Here is an 18511-nt window from a genome sequence, read left to right as displayed (position 1 = left end):
CAACGCAGGAGGCGCGCCGAGCTATGAATCCGTCGCGTTAAGCCGTCTCGCCGCAGGCCCGGCGGAAGCGTCGTACGGTCTCGGCCATTCCATATTCGAGCGCATCGGCCGTCAGCCCGTGTCCGATCGAGACTTCGGCGAGTTCGGGAATGTGTTCGACGAGCAACGGCAGGTTGGCGACGGTCAGGTCGTGGCCGGCATTGACGGCCAGGCCAAGGCCGATCGCGATCTCCGCAGTGCGGCCCAGCTCGATCGCGATCCGCTCCGCTTTCTCCGGATCGTCGTAACAGCCGCCATAGGGTCCGGTATAGAGTTCTATGCGGTCGGCCCCGGTCTCCTTCGCAAGCTTCAGCGCCTCCGGGTCGGGTATGCCGTCGGCAAACAGCGAGACGCGGAAACCTCTCTTCTTCAGCCGCCCGACGACGTTGCCGAGCAGGTTATGGCTCTTGCGAAAATCCCATCCATGGTCGGAGGTCGCCTGCGCCGGATCGTCCGGCACCAGCGTCACCTGTTCCGGTTCGTGCCGCTCGACCAGTTCGAGAAACGCCTCGTTCGGAAAGCCCTCCATGTTGAATTCCGCAGCCGGAAACTCGTCGTCGATCAGGTCGCGGATCGGCTGGAGATCGGAAAAGCGGATATGCCGCTGGTCCGGACGCGGGTGAACGGTCAGTCCGCTCGCCCCCGCCTGCAAGGCGGTGCGCCCGAGGCCGGTCACGGATGGCCAGGGGAGATCACGCCGGTTGCGCAGCATGGCGATGGCATTGAGATTTACGGAGAGCTTTGCAGGCATATCGGAACTTTCAGACGAGACGCCCCAATTTGCACAAGGGGCCGAATGATGGCTACGCCGCTGTTCTACCGCAGTTTTCAGGAAACAGGAATCGCTCATTCGCGGTTCTGCGCAGCGCGCCTCTTTGACAGCGGTCAGATACGTTGATATCAACTTAATCGCCGAGTGCACCATATCGAACCGGAGGAGTGAGACATGACCATGCAGACGACGCCGATCGCCGCTAAGGAGCTGGCAGCGCGAAACCGCGCCCGCTTTCCCAACGAAAGTGCCGACTACCGCCGGGCGCGCAATGCGCTTCTCGCCGAGGAGATCGAATTGAGGCGCCACATCGAGCGGGTGTCGGAGCTGCGCAGGCGACTGCCGCCGGGCGGCGAAGTGACCAAGACCTATCGTTTCGAGAGTGAGAACGGACCCGTTACACTTGCCGATCTCTTCGGCGACAAGAATACCCTCATCATCTACAGCTATATGTTCGGACCGCAGCGCGAAAGGCCCTGCCCCATGTGCACCTCCCTGATGGCCGGCTGGGAGGGAAAGGTGCCCGATATCGAGCAGCGCGTGGCACTCGCCATGGTCGCCCGTTCGCCGGTGGAGAGACTGCTCGCTGCAAAGAAGGCCCGCGGCTGGACGCAATTGAAGGTTTATTCCGATAGCGACGGCGCCTTCACCCGAGACTATGTCAGTGCCGAGGATGAGGACGTTCCGGGCTACACGGTCTTCACGCGGAGAGACGGAACGATCCGGCATTTCTGGAGTGCGGAGATCAGCGGCGAGATGGCCGATCCGGGCCAGGACCCGCGCGGCGCACCCGATCCCGACCCGTTATGGACCCTGCTCGACACCACGCCCGAAGGCCGGGGCGCCGGCTGGTACCCGAAACTCGAATATAGCAGCGGCGGATGATCCGGCCGTCTTAGGGACCGTCGCTGCCCGTCCGTAGAGGACCGCGCAGGCGACGGCCGCGCGCGCCCGCGAATCGATGCATTTCTGCTGCTCAGCCGGAAAAACGCGCACTTTCCGACGCGCGGCCTGACAACCACCATCTTTGGGCCTAAGTTTCGAATCAGGTTAAGGTTGCTTATGTTCTAAAACATTTTTCCGGCATTGAGCCGCATCTTTTCTTGGAGCCATCGATGACGCCAGCCGAAAGGCCATGCAACGAGACGATCCGGCGAGCGCTCGCCCGGATTCTCGACAGCAATGGCTTTCAGCGCTCCGAGCGGCTGCGCGCGTTTCTCGCCTATGTGGTGGAAAAGGAGATGCTCGGTGAAGGCGCCCAGTTGAAGGGCTACTCGATCGCCATCGATGTTTTCGGACGCAGTCAGACCTTCGATGCGGACAGCGATCCGCTTGTCCGCGTCCATGCCGGCAAGCTGCGCAAGCTGCTCAAGGCCTTTTACGAAACGGACGGCGCCGACGAAGAATGGCAGATCGTCATGCCAAAGGGGACCTATGTGCCGGAGTATCGCCGGCAGTCGTCCAGCGTGCCTGTGGCTTCAGGTCACGATACCGCGGGCGCCCGCAGCCGGCAGTCCGGGCGCAGGCCGCCCTGGCAGCCCGCCCCCTTCTCCTCTCCCTGGGCCGTGCTCACGGTGCTGCCGCTTCTCCTTTTTGCTCCTCTGCCGGAATCGGAAATGTCGCTCGACATCGATGCCGAGGCCAAGCTCGTCAATGGTCCGATGGCCGCGGTCCGGGGGCTTCCCTCCGTCAGCATCAGCGTTACCGGCCCGCAGCACAAGAGCACCGGGCGATTTGCCGCCCAGTTGCGCGAGGCGGCGCTTCGACATGGAACGCTTGCGAAGGCAAGCGCGTCCGACGGCGGCCGTGAGCCGGCTTCCGGCAATCAGGCGCTAGCATTCTCCATCGCGCTCGCCTGGTATGACGCGCCTGCGCCGGGAATCCGGGTCACACTTTCCCACGACGGCGAAGGCATTCCCCTGCGCCAGGACTTCATCACCGCGGACAGGCTCGATAGCGAGGCCGACATCCTCTACGAAAGCACCTCGCTTGCGGCGCAGCTTTTCGCTCTGGACGGCGAAATCTATGCTCATGCCGCACTGGAGGGCCTGCAAAGCACGCTGATGCAATGCATGTCGGCGACCGCGCGGTACCGCAAGCTGCTGACGCGCGACAGCTTCCAGGAGGCGTGGAACTGCCAGCAGAAGCTGAAGCCGCTCAAGGGCGACGAGCCCTTCTTCATCCTCTCGGTAAGCAATCCGCACAAGATCAACGGTCACTGAGCTCTTCACAGGTGGTTCTTCACCCGGCGAGCCGCCCCCAAACGGAAATATGACCAGCTCACAATCACGGCCGACATCATATGTTGCCATTGGTGATCGGTGATCAACTGGCCCGAGAGTTGTTTTCACTCATAGGCAGCGGTAGTATTTACCGACAGTCCGCACGTCTTTTCAGATGGACCGCGTGTTTTGCCGAGAGGCAGCTTCCAATGGAATAGAAGAACCCTCTTCTTACGAGGGAGATATTCGGAAGTCCTTTTCCATTCGACGCCACTTAATGGCGCCTCCTACGATCTGTATTTCATACGGGCGGAATGCTTGGAGGAAGAAATGAAGAATTGCACGATCACTCTCGCTCTCGCAGCCTGCCTCGCCTTATCCGGCTGCCAAACCGCCTCGATGACCGGGGGGCGGACCGGTGAGTTCGGCTGTATCGCGGGCACCGTCGGTGGCGCGGTCGTCGGTGGACTGGCCGGCGCGACCATCGGCTCGGGAACCGGGCAGCTCTGGGCCGTGGGCGGCGGTGCCGTACTCGGCAGCGCAGCGGGCAGCGCCCTGACCTGCACCTGACCCAAAGGAGCAGGGTGATGAAAAGACCAGTCCTCGTGGCGGCGTTCGCGCTTTCCCAGGTGATTGCAGCGGCGGCGCAGGATCAGCCGATGGCCATGAACCAGGGCCAGATGAATCGGCTGGACCGTGACGGGAACGGGGCCGTCGACCGGCCGGAATACCAAGCCTTCATGACCTCGGCCTTCGGGAACCTGGACAGGAACAAGGACGGAAGTCTGCGCTCGGAAGAAGTGGCGCAGGTTCTGAACGCGCAGCAGTTTGCCGCGACAGACGCCAATCGTGACGGGAAGCTCAGCCAAACCGAGTTCCTGAACAGGGTCATGGCCGACTTCAAATCGGCCGACAGAAGCGGCGACGGCAGCCTGCAATAGGCACCGGCGCCGCTCGGCGGTTCAGTCGCGATGCCGTTGCGGAGCAAGCGCCATCGTCTGCGCATAGGCCATGGGCGACCGGCTGCCGGGCATGTTCTCGTCGAGCACCAGGGTCTTCACGTCGTCGGAGCGGACGTCCAGCGCAATGACGCGCTCGAGCTTGTCGATCTGCCATACGGCGTAGCCGAGTTCGGGAACATATCCGCAGTCGCATCCGCAATCCCCGCCGAGGATCTTTCGCGGCTCTTCCGGCAAATACATGATCTGCGGCTTCGGCAACTTGTAGCAATGCCCCTCATAGGCATAGCCGTATATCACGCCGATGCTCTTGATATATCGTTCGCCGCCCTTTTCGAAATTCTTCGCCGGTATGTTGACGCTGACCGGAAGCTGACTGAACTTCAGCTCATCATCGAATATGGCGAGGACGATCTGCTGCTTTAAGATACCGGCAAGAACGTCGTTGTCGACCGTTCCGATCGCCGCCTCCTTCACTATTCTCACGAGCGTATTCAGGTCTTCGTCCCGAAGCGAAGTTTCGCGTAGCGACGATTTGATTCTTTGCAGGATCTGCTCGTCCGTGATCTTGAATATCTCCTCTCGGGTTGCCGGTCGCCCGTAGAGGCGTACTTCGCTCGGATTATACGTATCGTAGACTGGTCCGGACAGGCCGTCCGGCTCTCTGCCCACTCCGGGATGGCTGCTGCAATTGCTCATCTTCCTCTCCTTTTCTGTCCCCTATCTCGAGCTGATGATTTCACGCCATGCGAAATTCGCCTCCAGAACTCCGGCGGCCGTTCCATCGGCAGCCGCAACGATAGCGGCCGCGGCCTGATCCAGCCGCAAGGTGTCCGGATTGACCGACCGCAGCGAAGCTGCAAGGGCCTGCCCCACCGCGTCGCGGGCCGACCGTAGCGCAAGTCCGAAGATCATCGGCTTGATCCGGAAAGCCTCTGCCGTCGTCTCACGGAACCGGTCGAAATCATCCTGCTCCAGATGCCGGAGGTCGATATCGAGCAGCCGGATGTCGGCGCAGTCGCGTGCCACGAGCTCGCGGTGATAGAGTTCCACGACCGAATCGAAGATCGCCCCCACGAATGGCAGTGCGCGGTCATGCACTTCGCGCGTAACCTCCGACATGCGGCGGAAATTCGTGGCGAGACGGATCTGGGTTTCCGGACTCGTCTCGGCGAAGCGGTTGAGCTCGTTGTAGAGCAGGAGGTTCCCTTTCGTCCGCCGGAGCAGCCTGTCGATCGCGGAATCGAAGTGCAGGAACGAGATCAACGACACCAGATCTGAAAAGGCCTCGGAAAAGGAGAAGAAGTCGTCTCCGCGCGACACAGCCGTCGGGATACCGGTTTCCGAAAGAAAGATGAGATGTCCGGTTTCGTGAGCGATGGTGTCGAAATTGAGCGCGTAGGGCCGCCTTATTCCGTCGATGTCGGAACAGCCAAGCTCCAGGAAGCCGTAGCCTGCCTGGGCGTTGTCCCAGTTCACGAAGGCAACGATCTCGAGCCGCGGAAAGGTCTGGTCGAAGAACCAGCGGACCGGTCTGCCGAGATAACTCTGCCAGATGTTGAGAACGAAATGCACGCACGCATAGGCATGAACCGGAAGGAACGCCCGGGAGTCGGGAGACAGGTTGTCGAAATGCAGATCCGGACCCGGTCCCACCGGTGCACGGGCGGCGCCGTGAAACGGCGGCAGCCGGTCGAAGCCGTAGGGTTCCTTGTCATCGAGCGGATCGACGACATACATCGTCGCGTCGCTCGGCCCTTCGCCGATCTCGTCCCTCGGTATCGGCAGCCAGACGCGGTCCGGTTTTTCATAGCCCGGGATAAAGGGGGGCTGAGGGAAAATCCAGAACCGCGTGCCCAGGCGTGAATCGCCGGACCCGAGGGCTTCGTCTCGAAGCAGACGCATCGCACACTGCCCCCCGGAATAAAAATGCCTAAATTATGGTTTCAATTTATAGGTGTTCACCAAATTCGAGTCAATGCCGCCAGCCTCCAGGTCGCGGAGGAAGGTGTTCGTCGCGATCCAGTCGCCATCTTGCTCTGTGCCACGATGCTGCGCCAGAAGGGTTGGTGCTTGCTGGAGCGCCAGGATCGCGTCGTGCCTCTTCTGTCCGATCATCTGCTGCCGCAGTTCCCTGCTTCTCTCTTGAGCCCAGCCCGCGGCCTGCAAGACCGCAGAAAGCGAGCGCTCCCGGAAGTTCATGTTTCTCGCGATAGTTGTAAGACGGTCGCGTTCCGAAGGGCTGACAGCACCGAGGCGCGACCACGCGGAAAAGGTTCGCTGCAGGTCGACAAGGGCATCCGTCAAAGGCAGAAAGCCGAGTTCCGGCGGTCCCGAATGTACGGCGACCGCATCGTCGGGCGCAGGGCTGGAAAGAGGACCACGTCCGAAGCGTCGATACCACCTGTAGATGAGACCAACGCCGATCATGCCGAAAGCGTCAAGCTCCGCGGCCCTGAGTGCGCCCATGCTGCCGGCGCCGATGAAGACGATCCCTTGCGCCATCGCCCAGAGAATTTCCTTGTGCCGGACAGCCGGTCTGTCCTCGAACTGCCCGTCGATCAGAATCATGGCCCGAGGGCGAAAGGCATGTGCCGCAAGCAGGACATCCCCCTGCGCAGCCGGCTGCAGATAAATCGCGTCGAGGACTTTCTCCGCCTCGGAAAGACGAAGAGTCGGACCGAGAAACACCAGGATCGGATTGTCGCCTCGGCCGGCCATCACATACTCATCGCAGAACGAAAAAGGGAGAGGCTCCGGGAAGAACGGTTCGCACGCAATGGACGCCCGCCTCCTCGTCGGCGCCCACGGGAATGGCCAGCACAGGTCCAAGACCGGCTTCGACCACCCGGTCTAGCAATGTACCGGGGTCCGGAATCGTCGCGGACGTCGCCTCTCCGCGCTTCGGCGCCGCATCGGCGAGGACGAGCTCGCGGGCCCTCGCCACCGCGGCATCGGTGCTCCTGCGGTAATGTTCCCTCGTCTGGTCGTCACGGGCGCCGGAGATCGCCCCTGCCCTGGCCGAGAGCGCTTCCAGCATTGCGCTTGCCGCCGCCATTTCGATGGTTGGCCCGGCGGCGTAGCCTTCCGTCGGCAACGCAAGGATCGGTTCCCCGAGCCCGGCCTCGACCGTCTGACACCAGACGACGGCAACAGCCGCCGGCGACGGAGCGAGCCACAGTGCAAACGATATCCCGCGAGCGCCCGCGAGCGATCGGATATGATCCACCCCGTCGCCGAGTCCGCAGGGCGCAATGCGCCACCGGTCGAAGAAGCCGTGCGTCCCGAATGCGCGTGCGATCGCGTCCCGTTCAAGGCATTCCCATAATCCGTGCAGGAAAGCACCATGGGGGCTCGTATGGCAGGCAAGCCCGGTAGTCGTCCGCAGAAAGACGCCGTCATGGGCCGGCTGCGGTTCGCTGTAGCGCGTATGCACAAGTTCCAGCGGCACCGGGTGCGCCGAGCCGCCGACGACATCGATACCTTCGATCCAGGCAATTGTCCTTTGCCGCCATGTCCCGCGCCAATCGGGAACCACGAGGTTTTCGAAAAGGCCGTCGGTGACTTCGAGTTGGTCGGCCGTCGCCAGAAAGGTCCGCTCCGTCGGAACAGCCTCGGCGAAGTAACGCTCGAGCGATTCCATCAACGCGCCGACTGCCGCCTCGGCCCTCGACAGACCGCGTCCGAGAGATGTGACCTCTGAAAGCGCGGCGGGTCGCACGGCCTGCATCACCGGCAGGCCGAGCCGATCGAGGCCCGTCAGGTCGCCCAGCCGTGTAATGCGGGCGCGGCGGCAGAGTGGCGCCAGGGCGGCGAGACAGCGCTCCAGGCTCCCCTCGACCGGGCGATCCGAAAAAGGCGCCTTCTGCGCGGAAACGATCGAGGCATGGAGATCAGCGAGGGCCGCGCGTGCGCCGTCGTTCGATTTCGCACCGTTTCGTTCAGCGCCCGATAACAATGCCGAGCTCCCGCATCGAATGCCTCGCTCTCCTGGCGAGCGCCGTCGCCCCCTGGCTTTCCGCGATTTCAACGGCGCAGCGCAGGTCTACAGCGACGGCATCCTTCCGCTCGCCTGCCCGCGCCCGCAGAATTGCGCGGCACCGGTGCAACTCCGCCAGCCAATAGGCGTGGCCGGTTTCCTCCCCCCTGCCGATCGCTTCGTTGACGACCTCGATCGCCGGTTCGATCTTGCCTGCAAGGCCCAGCAAGGTAGCGTGCATGCAGAGATAGATCGGCAGATCCGCCACCGCCCCAAGTTCGCGCAGAAGCGACAGACCGTTCTGAAATCTCGCATGGCCACTCGCAAGGCTCGTGCGGTGCGCCTCGGCCCACCCGCTGAAAAGAAGCGACAGGCCGGACAGGGACTGCATCTTGTGCCTCTTGGCGAAATCCGCCATTCGCGCCGAGACCTCAGTGAGCCTTTCGAAATCGTCCCGGTAAAAAGCAGACACCGCCTCGGTATCCAGGGAGTGTGCCTTGCTGTGCGCATGCGCTATCCGGTCCGTGAAAGCGATCATTCTCGATAGCGCCGCGTCCGAGGCCTTCGTGCGCCCCGTGAGCCATAGGGAGAGTGCGAGTTGGCCGAGGCCACAGACCTTCGCATCATGCCCGCCGAACTCCGTTCGGCTGTCTTTGGCGCGCTTCTCGTCATAGAGCGCCAGGCCGGCCTTGATCGCATCCTGCGTTTCCCTGTGGCGGCCGAGATTGAAATCGATCGCCCAGATGCAATGATTGACCTGAAGCTGGATTTCCGGCTCGTTGGCCTTCGACAGCATCGACCGCACCTCCAGGGCACGGTCGTGCATCACCCGAAAATCGGACCCGGTGAACCACCACCCCCAATAGATCGGAAACCACTTCGACTGTTCCGACAAGGGACGACGGCGGGCAATTTCCACGCCCTCCTCGTATAACCGCCGGGCCGGCGGCGAGTTAAGTCCTACCAGACCGGCCACGACCGGACCGAGGGCCGTAAACGCCGAAAGCTTCAGAGGTTCGGCAGTGTCGATCTCGCTCATTTGGCCGCAGAGATCCAGGGCATGCTCCAGAAACTGCCTCGCCTCTATCATTGCGGACCGGCTCGAACTCTCCTTTCCCGCGGCGATGAACAAGGGGACAGCCTCTTCGACAAGCCCCGCCCTTTCCGCATGCTCGGCAAGCGCACCGGTATCGATCCAGGGCGCCATGCCACGATTTTGGTTGACCGCTGTGAAGAGCCGCCGATGCAGCACCTGCCGCTGCTTGCGCAGCACGGCGTTGTAGATCGTCTCCTGGATCAGCGTATGCCGGAAGCCATAGGCGGTCCGCCCCGGCACCCTTATCCGCGTCAGGAATCCCGTCTCGCAGAGAGTATCGGCTGCGTTCGCAAGCGCGCTCTTGCCGAAATCCGGCAAAAGAGCCCGGAGCAGCGGCAGCGTCACCTGCGTGCCCGCGACTGCCGCCGCGCGCGCGACCTCCCTGGCCGTACCCAACTGCTGCAGGCGGGATTCCAATATCGACTCGAACGCCGACACATGCGACGGGTTGGCGCTCTCCGACAGGCGCATCGTGTCGGGCTCGACATTTTGCGACACCCATTGACAGATCTCCTCGATGAAGAGCGGAACGCCGCCGGATATCCGTTCGGTCGCGTCGAAGAGATCGGGAAGCAACGCCAGGCGGTGCTCCGGCCATTTTGCCTTTATCGCCAGCCTGGTTTCATCCGAATCGAGCGGCCGCAACGCAAGCCGCGTCGGATTGGCGGCGTCGAGCCATTCCGAAGCATAGGAAGGGCGCGACGTGGTAACGAGCAAGACGGGAAATTTTGCAATGATCCTCGCAGCTTCGCCAAGCAGGTCACGGGATGTCGGATCGATCCAGTGGACGTCCTCGACAGCCACCACCGCCGGCCCGCGTCGGCACACGGCTTCCAATGCACGGAGCAGGGCTCGATGAGCCTTCTCGCGGATCGCCTTCGGATCTTCGTTCGACTGCAGACGGCTACCCTGCGCCCCAAGCAGGTAGGAGAAGACATCGACGACCTCCGCATCCCTGATACCGTTGCGTTCGAACAGCGCCGCCACGGCGGCGGCCGTCGGACCCATCTGCCCTGCGCTCCCCGACACCGCCTCCGGGAGATTGTTCAAGAGAGGATGAAGGGTCGAGCGGAAACCGCCGGGCAGGCATTGGAAGAAGAGAAGCTTGGAACGCTTCGCGCGCGTCCGTCTGCGAATTTCCCTGAGAAGACGCGATTTGCCGATGCCGGCGTCCCCTTGGATCAGGACCACGGAGCCTTGTCCCGCAAGGACGCCGTCCCAGAGTTGCCCGATGGTATTCAGTTCGTTCTCACGGTTGATCAGCGGCCCGCCCATCCGTCCGAAGGCATAGAAGCGGTCCACCCCCACTTTATGGCCGAGCGCCCGCCACACTTTCTCAGGCGCTGCAAAGCCCTTGAGCTCCTTGCTGCCCTGAAACACGAAAGCATAGGATCTGCCTGCAAGATGGCGTGTCTCCTCGGAGACCAGAACGCTGTTCGGCGCCGTGATGGCCTGCAGCCGGGCAGCCATGGCAAGGGCCGCGCCTGTGACCGGTTCGCGAGTCCAGCCTTCGCGGGATCCTTCGAGAACGAGGGCAACGGACGTGGCGATGCCCACGCGGACCTGCAGATCGTCCTGCCCTGCCTCGCGGCCGACGCGCTTGCACGCCTCGACGATCCCGAGCCCCGCGCGGATTGCGAGCGAGGCGGCGTCCTTCGCCTCGAGTTCGATCGGGAAGAGCGCAACACCGCCGTCGCCGGCCTCGTGCTGCATCACACCGGAATGCGATGCGATGGCTTGCTTCGAGGCAAGCTGAAAGGCGGACATCAGCTCCTGGTAATCCTCGATATCCATCACGTGCATCAGATCGGTCGACCCGACCAGATCATAGCAAAGCGCCGTGACGATACGCCGCTCGCCGCCACGCACGGAAGAACCGCCCGGGCGCTTCCCGCGCTCGGCCGCTCGCCGTGGTGTGTTTGTCCGGCTCTCGCGCAGCATGCACCACTCCCGCATTCGCCAGCCAGGTCCGCTCAGACGCGCGGCGCTGCTTAAGGGCGACCTGTCTGTCTCGCATTTTCCGACGTGATCCCGACCTGACGTGCGAAAAATATCACCCCTGACTGCACGCGGTGTCGGGACCGACTCGGGGAAGGCTGATGGCCCGTTAGATCAATGTCAATCGGCGGGCAGTTGCAAAACGCGCAACCGGGCAACCTTTCCCCTTCGATGAGCGTTAGGACGCGCCTTCTTGTGTTGCAAAGACAATGCCGTAATCGCAGGCGGCACTGGATTGCCGCACGGTTTGAGCGCAACCTTGAAAAGAAAGACGGCGCGCAGGCACCCGGCGCCTGGAGGATGATTTTCGTCAGATCTGCATCAGGAGACGATCGATGGCACGCACTCCCGCGAAATACTGCGATCTCGTCATGAAGGGCGGCATCACCAGCGGTATCGTCTACCCGAACGCCGCTCTGGCGCTTGCGCGGGACTACCGGTTCAAGAATATCGGCGGCACGTCGGCCGGAGCGATCGCAGCTGCGGCTTGTGCGGCGGCTGCAGTCGGAGACCGGCGGAAGCAGACGAAGGCGGCGATCGCTGAACCGGAGGAGCGCGTCGGTTTCGAAGGCCTTGCGAAGGCATCGGCGAATCTCGCCTCGCCCGGGTTCATCAAGGACCTCCTCCAGCCTGCGGCCGGCGCAGGCCAGGCATTCCGCTTGCTCGTCACACTCGCCGGCAACACCGGCGTTCTTCGCAAAGGCGTTGCGCTTCTTGGAAGCGTCGTTCGCATCGCACCCGTCGAAACGCTGCTGCTGCTCGCGGCACTCGCGGGTCTTGCTTATGCTGTCGGGGGGCAAACAGGCATGATAGCCGCAGCTTTGCCGGCTGCGATCTGCGCCTATCTGGGAGGGGCGGTGTTCGCGGTACTGCGCATCGCTCGTGTCCTGCGCCGCAATCTGATGGGCCTCTGTACCGGCACGGCACCGGATCAGCCCGCCCGCCGGCCAAGGATGGTCTTGACCGATTGGCTTCACGAAACCCTGCAGGCACTGTCCGGCAAGGCTTCGGGCCAGCCCCTCACCTTCGGCGATCTTTGGACGGCGGAGCGCTACCCCGGCGAACCGGGCTCCGACCGCGCCGTTACCCTGAAGATGATCACAACTGGCATATCGCACCAGGAGCCGCGCAGCCTGCCGTTCGAAAGCGCGCTTTTCTGGTTCCGGCGCAAGGAATTCGAAGCGCTTTTTCCGAAGGTCGTCGTCGACTGGATGGTAGAGAAGGCCGGGGAGCCGGTCACCGTGGCGGGTGAGGATTACTATCTGCTCCCGCATGGCGCCGACATGCCGGTCCTCGTCGCAACACGGATGAGCCTCAGCTTCCCCCTCCTGATCAGCGCGGTGCCGCTGCATGAGCCGGCCCGCCGCGAAAGCCTGCCGGGATCCGACGGAGAAAACGAAGCCGAAGATACGACTTCGGACGAGGACGAACAGAAGACCGTATTGGACAGCACGGAAGCGTTGACCACCGGCGGCAAGAAGCGCAGGGCGAGGCCCGCCGCGTTCCGGATCTGCTGGTTCTCCGACGGCGGCATCAGCAGCAACTTCCCGATCCACCTCTTTGACCGAGCGCTGCCGCGATGGCCCACCTTCGCCATCAATCTCGTTTATCCGGAGACCTCCGATACCGGCTCGCGGCCGGAGGTCTTTCTGCCGGAGAACAACCGGCAGGGATGGCAGCGGCACTATCAGCCGATTGCGCGCAAGTCGGCAGTCCACGAACTCTGCGCCTTCGTCTTCGCGATTGTCGCGACCATGCAGAATTGGCGCGATCTCCTCCAGTCACGCGCGCCCGGGCATCGCGAACGCATCGTCCACGTCTCGTTGAGTCCGCTGGAAGGCGGCCTGAACCTCGCCATGTCGAAGGAGGTCCTCGCGGCCGTCTCGAAAAAAGGCACGGCCGCCGGCGAGGCATTCGCCCGGTTCTCCTTCGAGAACCATTACTGGATCCGGTGGCGCAATCTCGCCTCGGCGCTCCAGCGCTACACCATCGACATTGCCGCGAGCGACGCCTACCGGCCGAAGATCCCCGATTACGAGCCCGCCTATGCGCTCGCCCACGACGCCACGTCGAAGCCGCCCTCTTACCGCTTCGCAAGCAAGGCGGAGCGCGAAGAGGCGGCGCGGCTTCTCGAAAAGCTGATCGGTGAGGGAGAGAAATGGAGCGGTGAAGGCCCCGACCTGACGAAGACCGCCCCGCGGCCGCTGCCGCAACTGCAGATCGCACCGACTTATTGAAAGAGTGAACGACCGCGCGACAGCCCCTCATCCGCCTGCCGGCACCTTCTCCCCGCGAGCGGGGCGAAGGAGACTCGCGGTGCACGCTCGAGTTCATCGGGACTGAGTGCATGCCGCTTGTCCCTTCTCCCCGCTTTGCGGGGAGAAGGTGCCGGCAGGCGGATGAGGGGCCAAATCCCCAATTCGGGTGAGGGGCAACGGCTGGAGGCATGAAGGAAGGCCGAGGCCTCACCGCACGATCGTCAACCGCTCGGCGGCGCGTGTGATCGCCGTGTACAGCCAGCGTTCGCGCGTATCGCGGAAGGCCCAGCTCTCGTCGAAAAGCACGACGTTGTTCCATTGCGAGCCCTGGGCCTTGTGCACGGTCAGCGCGTAGCCGTAATCGAACTCGTCGTAACGCTTGCGCGTGGACCAGGGGATTTCGACCTCGACGTCCTCGAAAGCCGCCTTCAGGAGCTTGATCTTGGCGGCGCCGCGATCCATGTCGTCGTCTTCCGGGCGGATCATCAGGTTGATCCCTGGCTTGACCGTCTCCTTGGACGAGCTCATCACCTGCCAGAGCGAGCCGTTGAGCAGGCCTTTGGCCGGATCATTGCGAAGGCATACGAGCTTATCGCCGGACTGCGGATACTCGCTTGTAAAGCCTTTCAGTTCGCGAAGCCGCTGGTTGTAGCGCCGCCGCGTCCTGTTGGTCCCGACCAGCACCTGGTCGGCTTCCAGCACCAGAGGCTGTGTCACCTGCCCCTTGGAGATGACCTGGGCGGTGCCGTAGTCGCCGTGCATGATCTCCTTGCCCTCGCGCACCTGCATGGCGAGCTGGATGATAGGGTTGTCCCTCGCCTGGCGATGGATATCCGTCAGGAGAAAATCCGGTTCGTGATTGGTGAAGTAGCCGCCGCCGGAAACCGGCGGCAATTGTCCGGGATCGCCGAGAACGAGGATCGGCGTGCCGAAGCTCATCAGATCCTTGCCGAGCGCCTCGTCCACCATCGAGCATTCGTCGACGATGATCAGCGCCGCTTTCGCGACGGGGCTCTGGCGGTTGATCGCGAACATCGGCGCGATCGACGTCTTGCCGGTCTCCTCGTCCTCCACTTCCTCCTCGCCGCGCGGGCGGTAGATCAGCGAGTGGATGGTCTTGGCGTTCGTGGCTCCTTTGGAGCGCAGCACCTGCGCGGCCTTGCCGGTGAAGGCGGCGAACACCACCTCGCCATCCACATTTTCTGCGAAATGGCGGGCGAGCGTGGTCTTGCCGGTGCCGGCATAGCCGAACAGCCGGAAGAGCTGAGAACGGCCTCCCTTCAACCATTGCGAAACGGCCTTCAGGGCCTCATCCTGTTGCGGAGCGAACTGCATGACCTTGAGTGTCAGGATTCGGCCGCCCGGCGCAAGTGCGGATTTGGCCGGCCAGCCGACGAAGCTCGTGAGGCGCGCTGCCATGCGGCGGCCATCACCTGCGCAATCACCGACTTTGCGGCCAACTTCCGGCAAAACGGGCTGTGGCACAGTTTTTTGCACTGCACCTTGAATTGGGGCGGCCGATCCTGCTACCAACGGTACGCTGCATACAGTGTGCAGGAAGCCGCGCCGCCCGCCGGAGAAGACCTTGAAGCCGGAACAGCCCTCAACTCCGATGCTGCCCAAGAACGGCGGACTGGGACGTCTGTCCGCCGTTTGGCAGTGGTGCCTGCTGGCCTTGCTTTCCGCCGTCTTCGCCGGCGTCCTAGAAATGATCGGAATTCCTGCGGGCCTGCTGATGGGGCCGATGATCGCCGGTGCGCTCGTCGGCATGAATGGCGGAACGATCCGGCTGCCGCGACAGCTCTTCTTTTGCGTTCAGGTCGTGCTGGCGATGATGATCGCCGCTTCGATGAGCCCCGATCTTCTCGTGACCTTTTCCGGCAATTGGCTCCTGTTTCTTGCCATAATTCTGTCGGTCATCGGCGTCAGCACGCTCTGCGGCTGGACGATCACCCGGATGGGCATCCTGCCGGGAACGACCGCGATCTGGGGCTCGTCGGCGGGCGCTGCCTCGACGATGCTCCTGATGGCCGATGCGTATGGCGCGGACGCCCGGCTCGTCGCCTTCATGCAATATCTGCGCGTCGTCTTCGTTGCCAGCACTGCGACCATCGTGTCCCATCTCTGGGTGAGCGGCGTCGAAGCCGAAACGGCAACTCACTGGTTTGCCCCGATTGCCGGTTTGCCATTCTTCATGACGCTCGCCGTCGGAATCGCGAGCGGCATCCTTGGCAAGATATTGCGTGTACCGGCCGGCGCCTTCCTCGTGCCCTTTGCAATCGGTTCGGCCCTCAACATTACCGGAACGCTTACGATCGAACTGCCGCAATGGCTGCTGGCGCTCTCTTTCGCGATGCTCGGCTGGAATATCGGCCTCGGCTTCACGCGGGCAATTCTGGCGCACGCCCGCCGCGCCCTGATGCCGACGATCGTCTCCATCGTCGTGCTGATATCCTTTTCCGGTCTTCTTGCGCTGTTGCTCATCAAGGTCGCGGGCATCGATCCGCTGACCGCCTATCTCGCGACCAGCCCCGGCGGACTCGATTCGATCGCGGTCATCGCCGCCTCCAGCAATGTCGATCTCCCCTTCGTGATGGCCTTGCAGACCGCCCGTCTGCTCATAATCACGCTGATCGGCCCCGCCCTCGCCCGCTTCGTCGCCGACCGGGCGTGAGTGAATTCAAGCGGCGGCTCTTACGTCGAACTCGAAATGGATATTTTCGTAGGGAAATTCGATCCCCTTGTCGGAACGCTCGACAACGCCGGAATTGATGAGAGTGGTTACGTCGCGATGAACGGCCTGCACATCGCGGCCAACACGACGCGCGAGTTCCCTGATCGACAATGCGCCCTGTCCGGCCAATGTCTTGACGAGAGCGAGACGGGACGGGGCGAGGATGCGGTGCATATCCTCATAACTGGCGAAATTGAGAGTGGAATTGGCCTCGGGGTCTTTTCCCTCCGAGGCGAGCTTGGCGGCAACTGCGATCCTGTTGCGGATATCGTCCATGCCGCCCAACCGAACAATGAGTGTATTCATAGGGCCATCCTTTCGCCTTTCACCACGAGGGCGAGCCGATACTTGTACAGGTGAGCGCTGCCCGGAACCGGCGCGGGAACCTGCCAAATGACGATTTCAAAGAACGCCCCTTCGCTTAGGACCGTTCGTTCTTGGATAGCAGGACCGCACTCATGTTATCATGACTAACAACGGAATTTTGTGTTGTCAATGGAAACAACACTCCTTCGTCGAAGGGACCAGCCGCGCGAAAACCCGGCCAGCGCCATCGATCTACCTGCGTCACCGCGTCCGCGTGGTCCGAAGGCGGCAAGCTCCTGCTTGTCCGTATCGTCACTCGCGGCCGGGAATAAATCCAAAGCCCTCCGTGTCTTATCCTCGAACCCGCCCGTGCGCGGTTCTGCGTTGAAGACATCTTGAGGAGGAAACCCATGAGAACGCTTGCGTTGACCATCGCCATTTCCCTTGGCACGGCCGCCGCCGCCTTCGCCGCTCCGCCGGTGAAAACGGTCGAATCAGAGAAAGGCCCTGTGCTCGCCGCCGAGAACGGAATGACGCTCTACACCTACAAGGACGACCAGAAAGGCGTCTCCGCCTGCTATGATGCCTGCGCCAAGAATTGGCCGCCCTTCATGGTGGAAGGCGATGCAGCGGCCGAGGGTGCCTATTCGATCGTTGAGCGAAAGGACGGCACCAAGCAATGGGCGAAGGACGGGATGCCGCTTTATTTCTGGGTAAAGGACAAGAAGATGGGTGACGTTACCGGCGACGGCGTGAAGGGCGAATGGGATGCCGCACGGCCCTGACGGTCCGGAAACAGGGGCGCGGGCCGATCCCGCCGCCCCTGATGCTTTCGAGGAAGAGGTCCTGGAATTGATGCCGGCGCTCAGGCGCTATTCGCGCAGCCTCGCCCGCTCCGATCCCGACGGCGAAGATCTGTTGCAGGACTGCGTCGAGAAAGTGCTCGCAAGACGTGAACAATGGCGGGGCGTGAACCTGCGCGCCTGGGCCTTCACCATCATGACCAATCTTTTTCGCAACGGCCACCGCCGCCGCGCCCAGCATCCCGAAGTGGAGCTCGGCGAGGCGCTCGGCCTTCGTGCGGAGGAGGACAATGCGGATCCCCTGGAGCGGCAACGCCTGATGCGCGGGCTCGAGCGGCTCTCGGCCGACAACCGAGCCGTCTTGATGCTCGTCGTCATAGAGGGTTATCGCTACCAGGACGTGGCCGACATGATGGAAATCCCGATCGGGACGGTGATGTCCCGCCTCTCCCGGGCCCGCCGCCAGCTTGCCGAAGCGATGAAGGACGATAACGTGATCGCCCTGCGGAGACCGAAATGACCGACGAATTCGAAACCGTCTCCGAAGACGAACTGCACGCCTATGTGGATGGCCAATTGAGCCCACCGGAGCGCGAACGCATCGCATCCTGGTTGGAAAGGCACCCGGCAAGGGCCGAAGAGGTGCGCCAGTGGCAGGCCCAGGCGGCGGCACTGAAACAGAATTTCGCCTCCTATGCCCGCAGCGGCGAGAACGATCGCGCGCTGGTAACGGCCCGCCGTTCGGCAGGAAGCACCGGTCTCGCATCACCCGCGCCCACGCTGCGGCGCCTCGCCGCCGGATTTCTGATCTTCGCCGCAGGCGCGCTCGCCGGCGCCTACGCACGCGATCTCATCGTCCCGCAATCGCAATTGGCCGCCGCGGCCTCCGAGGCTCTCCCCAGGCAGGCGCAGTCGGCTTTCCTGATCTATGCCAGCGAAGTGCGCCACCCCGTGGAGGTCGGCGCCGGCCAGCGGGATCATCTCGCCACATGGCTCGGCAAGCGTCTCGACTACGCGCTGAAAATCCCCGATCTTTCGTCGCTCGGCTTCTCGCTCGTCGGAGGACGGCTCATCCCGGTCAATGGCAAGGCGGGCGCGATGCTGATGTATGAAGACGGGACCGGCGGGCGGCTGACGGTGCTTCTCGGCCGCAACACCGAGAACCGCGAAACGAGCTTCCGGATCGCCAGCCAGGGAAATGTCGAGACGTTCTACTGGATCGACGGTGAAATCGGCTATGCCGTCACCGGCGAAGTACCGCGCGAGCTGCTGCAGAAGGTTGCGGACGAATGTTATCGCCAGTTCGAGGGATCAGAGAGCTCTTGATGGAACGGCGGGTGATGCT

At 62.9% G+C, this 18511-nt stretch carries 17 protein-coding genes and 1 pseudogene; 9 read left to right on the top strand and 9 right to left on the bottom strand.

Annotated elements, in window-relative coordinates; genetic code table 11:
* Positions 1-37: 37 nt before the first annotated feature.
* Positions 38-790 carry a pyridoxine 5'-phosphate synthase gene (locus M1D43_RS02615; protein ID WP_003533813.1) on the bottom strand — a complete coding sequence of 251 codons (753 nt, stop codon included), beginning with the start codon at positions 788-790 and terminating at the stop codon, positions 38-40.
* 195 nt (positions 791-985) lie between these two features.
* On the opposite strand from M1D43_RS02615, the gene M1D43_RS02610 reads away from it, so the two are divergent.
* From M1D43_RS02610 to M1D43_RS02595, 4 genes are all read left to right on the top strand, one after another.
* The gene (locus M1D43_RS02610) at positions 986-1696 is read left to right on the top strand and encodes a DUF899 family protein (RefSeq protein ID WP_153312991.1); all 711 of its coding nucleotides are present in this window, start codon (positions 986-988) and stop codon (positions 1694-1696) included.
* Positions 1697-1926: 230 nt separating this feature from the next.
* Positions 1927-3033, top strand: coding sequence for a hypothetical protein (locus M1D43_RS02605; RefSeq protein WP_153312990.1), 1107 nt, complete (start codon positions 1927-1929; stop codon positions 3031-3033).
* 330 nt (positions 3034-3363) lie between these two features.
* Complete coding sequence (locus tag M1D43_RS02600) at positions 3364-3603, top strand: glycine zipper 2TM domain-containing protein (protein ID WP_003533819.1); 240 nt, start codon at positions 3364-3366, stop codon at positions 3601-3603.
* A 17-nt stretch (positions 3604-3620) separates the two neighbouring features.
* The gene (locus tag M1D43_RS02595) at positions 3621-3974 is read left to right on the top strand and encodes an EF-hand domain-containing protein (RefSeq protein ID WP_010969693.1); all 354 of its coding nucleotides are present in this window, start codon (positions 3621-3623) and stop codon (positions 3972-3974) included.
* 21 nt (positions 3975-3995) lie between these two features.
* On the opposite strand, the gene M1D43_RS02590 is transcribed toward M1D43_RS02595, so the two are convergent.
* Genes M1D43_RS02590 through M1D43_RS02570 form a run of 5 tightly spaced genes read right to left on the bottom strand, consistent with a single transcriptional unit; the run spans position 3996 to position 11008 of the window.
* A complete protein-coding gene (locus tag M1D43_RS02590) occupies positions 3996-4691 on the bottom strand; it encodes a hypothetical protein (protein ID WP_003533822.1) in 696 nt (231 codons plus the stop codon).
* Between the two features lie 21 nt (positions 4692-4712).
* Positions 4713-5897, bottom strand: a complete 1185-nt coding sequence (locus M1D43_RS02585) for a gluzincin family metallopeptidase (protein ID WP_498814076.1) — start codon at positions 5895-5897, stop codon at positions 4713-4715.
* 33 nt (positions 5898-5930) lie between these two features.
* Positions 5931-6713 (bottom strand): TfuA-like protein, encoded by a 783-nt coding sequence (locus tag M1D43_RS02580; protein ID WP_153312988.1) that lies wholly within the window; start codon positions 6711-6713, stop codon positions 5931-5933.
* Between the two features lie 7 nt (positions 6714-6720).
* Positions 6721-7950, bottom strand: a complete 1230-nt coding sequence (locus tag M1D43_RS02575; protein WP_498814075.1) for a YcaO-like family protein — start codon at positions 7948-7950, stop codon at positions 6721-6723.
* Complete coding sequence (locus tag M1D43_RS02570; RefSeq protein WP_192923377.1) at positions 7934-11008, bottom strand: ATP-binding protein; 3075 nt, start codon at positions 11006-11008, stop codon at positions 7934-7936. Before M1D43_RS02570 ends, M1D43_RS02575 begins: the two co-directional genes overlap by 17 nt.
* 392 nt (positions 11009-11400) lie before the next feature.
* Here M1D43_RS02570 and suhR point away from each other — a divergent pair, with 392 nt between their 5' ends.
* Positions 11401-13302 (top strand): RpoH suppressor SuhR, encoded by a 1902-nt coding sequence (suhR, locus tag M1D43_RS02565; protein ID WP_153312985.1) that lies wholly within the window; start codon positions 11401-11403, stop codon positions 13300-13302.
* A gap of 228 nt (positions 13303-13530) precedes the next feature.
* Here suhR and M1D43_RS02560 read toward each other — a convergent pair whose 3' ends face one another.
* The gene (locus M1D43_RS02560; protein ID WP_153312995.1) at positions 13531-14658 is read right to left on the bottom strand and encodes an ATP-dependent DNA helicase; all 1128 of its coding nucleotides are present in this window, start codon (positions 14656-14658) and stop codon (positions 13531-13533) included.
* Between the two features lie 250 nt (positions 14659-14908).
* Here M1D43_RS02560 and M1D43_RS02555 point away from each other — a divergent pair, with 250 nt between their 5' ends.
* Entirely contained in the window at positions 14909-15997 is a 1089-nt protein-coding gene (locus M1D43_RS02555) for an AbrB family transcriptional regulator (protein ID WP_010969701.1), read from the top strand.
* A 6-nt stretch (positions 15998-16003) separates the two neighbouring features.
* Here the strand turns inward: M1D43_RS02555 and M1D43_RS02550 are convergent, their stop codons facing one another.
* Together M1D43_RS02550 and M1D43_RS02545 are read right to left on the bottom strand one after the other, a co-directional pair.
* On the bottom strand, positions 16004-16363 hold the full coding sequence (locus M1D43_RS02550) for an HVO_A0114 family putative DNA-binding protein (RefSeq protein ID WP_027992346.1): 360 nt from the start codon (positions 16361-16363) through the stop codon (positions 16004-16006).
* An 11-nt stretch (positions 16364-16374) separates the two neighbouring features.
* Positions 16375-16517, bottom strand: a pseudogene (locus tag M1D43_RS02545) (toxin-antitoxin system TumE family protein); the annotation flags it as partial.
* Positions 16518-16773: 256 nt separating this feature from the next.
* Between M1D43_RS02545 and M1D43_RS02540 the strand changes: the two are divergent.
* From M1D43_RS02540 to M1D43_RS02530, 3 genes are read left to right on the top strand one after another with little or no spacing between them, the layout of a single operon-like run.
* Positions 16774-17148, top strand: a complete 375-nt coding sequence (locus M1D43_RS02540; protein ID WP_027992347.1) for a COG4315 family predicted lipoprotein — start codon at positions 16774-16776, stop codon at positions 17146-17148.
* Complete coding sequence (locus M1D43_RS02535) at positions 17132-17686, top strand: RNA polymerase sigma factor (RefSeq protein ID WP_127597262.1); 555 nt, start codon at positions 17132-17134, stop codon at positions 17684-17686. Before M1D43_RS02540 ends, M1D43_RS02535 begins: the two co-directional genes overlap by 17 nt.
* Positions 17683-18492: an anti-sigma factor family protein gene (locus M1D43_RS02530; RefSeq protein WP_153312984.1), complete on the top strand. Its 810-nt coding sequence runs from the start codon at positions 17683-17685 to the stop codon at positions 18490-18492. Before M1D43_RS02535 ends, M1D43_RS02530 begins: the two co-directional genes overlap by 4 nt.
* The last annotated feature ends 19 nt before the right edge of the window (positions 18493-18511 follow it).

It is taken from the genome of Ensifer sp. R1-3 (assembly GCF_056739175.1).
The sequence above is the reverse complement of the archived record's forward strand: the minus strand, read 5'-3'. Positions and strand labels throughout refer to the sequence as shown.

Bases quoted from the DNA above. Each gene is read 5' to 3' on its own strand.
- M1D43_RS02595 (WP_010969693.1), top strand. From the start codon at position 3,621: ATGAAAAGACCAGTCCTCGTGGCGGCGTTCGCGCTTTCCCAGGTGATT.
- M1D43_RS02560 (WP_153312995.1), bottom strand. From the start codon at position 14,658: ATGCAGTTCGCTCCGCAACAGGATGAGGCCCTGAAGGCCGTTTCGCAA.
- M1D43_RS02600 (WP_003533819.1), top strand. From the start codon at position 3,364: ATGAAGAATTGCACGATCACTCTCGCTCTCGCAGCCTGCCTCGCCTTA.
- M1D43_RS02570 (WP_192923377.1), bottom strand. From the start codon at position 11,008: ATGCTGCGCGAGAGCCGGACAAACACACCACGGCGAGCGGCCGAGCGC.
- suhR (WP_153312985.1), top strand. From the start codon at position 11,401: ATGGCACGCACTCCCGCGAAATACTGCGATCTCGTCATGAAGGGCGGC.
- M1D43_RS02610 (WP_153312991.1), top strand. From the start codon at position 986: ATGACCATGCAGACGACGCCGATCGCCGCTAAGGAGCTGGCAGCGCGA.
- M1D43_RS02540 (WP_027992347.1), top strand. From the start codon at position 16,774: ATGAGAACGCTTGCGTTGACCATCGCCATTTCCCTTGGCACGGCCGCC.
- M1D43_RS02615 (WP_003533813.1), bottom strand. From the start codon at position 790: ATGCCTGCAAAGCTCTCCGTAAATCTCAATGCCATCGCCATGCTGCGC.
- M1D43_RS02605 (WP_153312990.1), top strand. From the start codon at position 1,927: ATGACGCCAGCCGAAAGGCCATGCAACGAGACGATCCGGCGAGCGCTC.
- M1D43_RS02580 (WP_153312988.1), bottom strand. From the start codon at position 6,713: ATGGCCGGCCGAGGCGACAATCCGATCCTGGTGTTTCTCGGTCCGACT.
- M1D43_RS02535 (WP_127597262.1), top strand. From the start codon at position 17,132: ATGCCGCACGGCCCTGACGGTCCGGAAACAGGGGCGCGGGCCGATCCC.
- M1D43_RS02585 (WP_498814076.1), bottom strand. From the start codon at position 5,897: ATGCGTCTGCTTCGAGACGAAGCCCTCGGGTCCGGCGATTCACGCCTG.
- M1D43_RS02590 (WP_003533822.1), bottom strand. From the start codon at position 4,691: ATGAGCAATTGCAGCAGCCATCCCGGAGTGGGCAGAGAGCCGGACGGC.
- M1D43_RS02550 (WP_027992346.1), bottom strand. From the start codon at position 16,363: ATGAATACACTCATTGTTCGGTTGGGCGGCATGGACGATATCCGCAAC.
- M1D43_RS02530 (WP_153312984.1), top strand. From the start codon at position 17,683: ATGACCGACGAATTCGAAACCGTCTCCGAAGACGAACTGCACGCCTAT.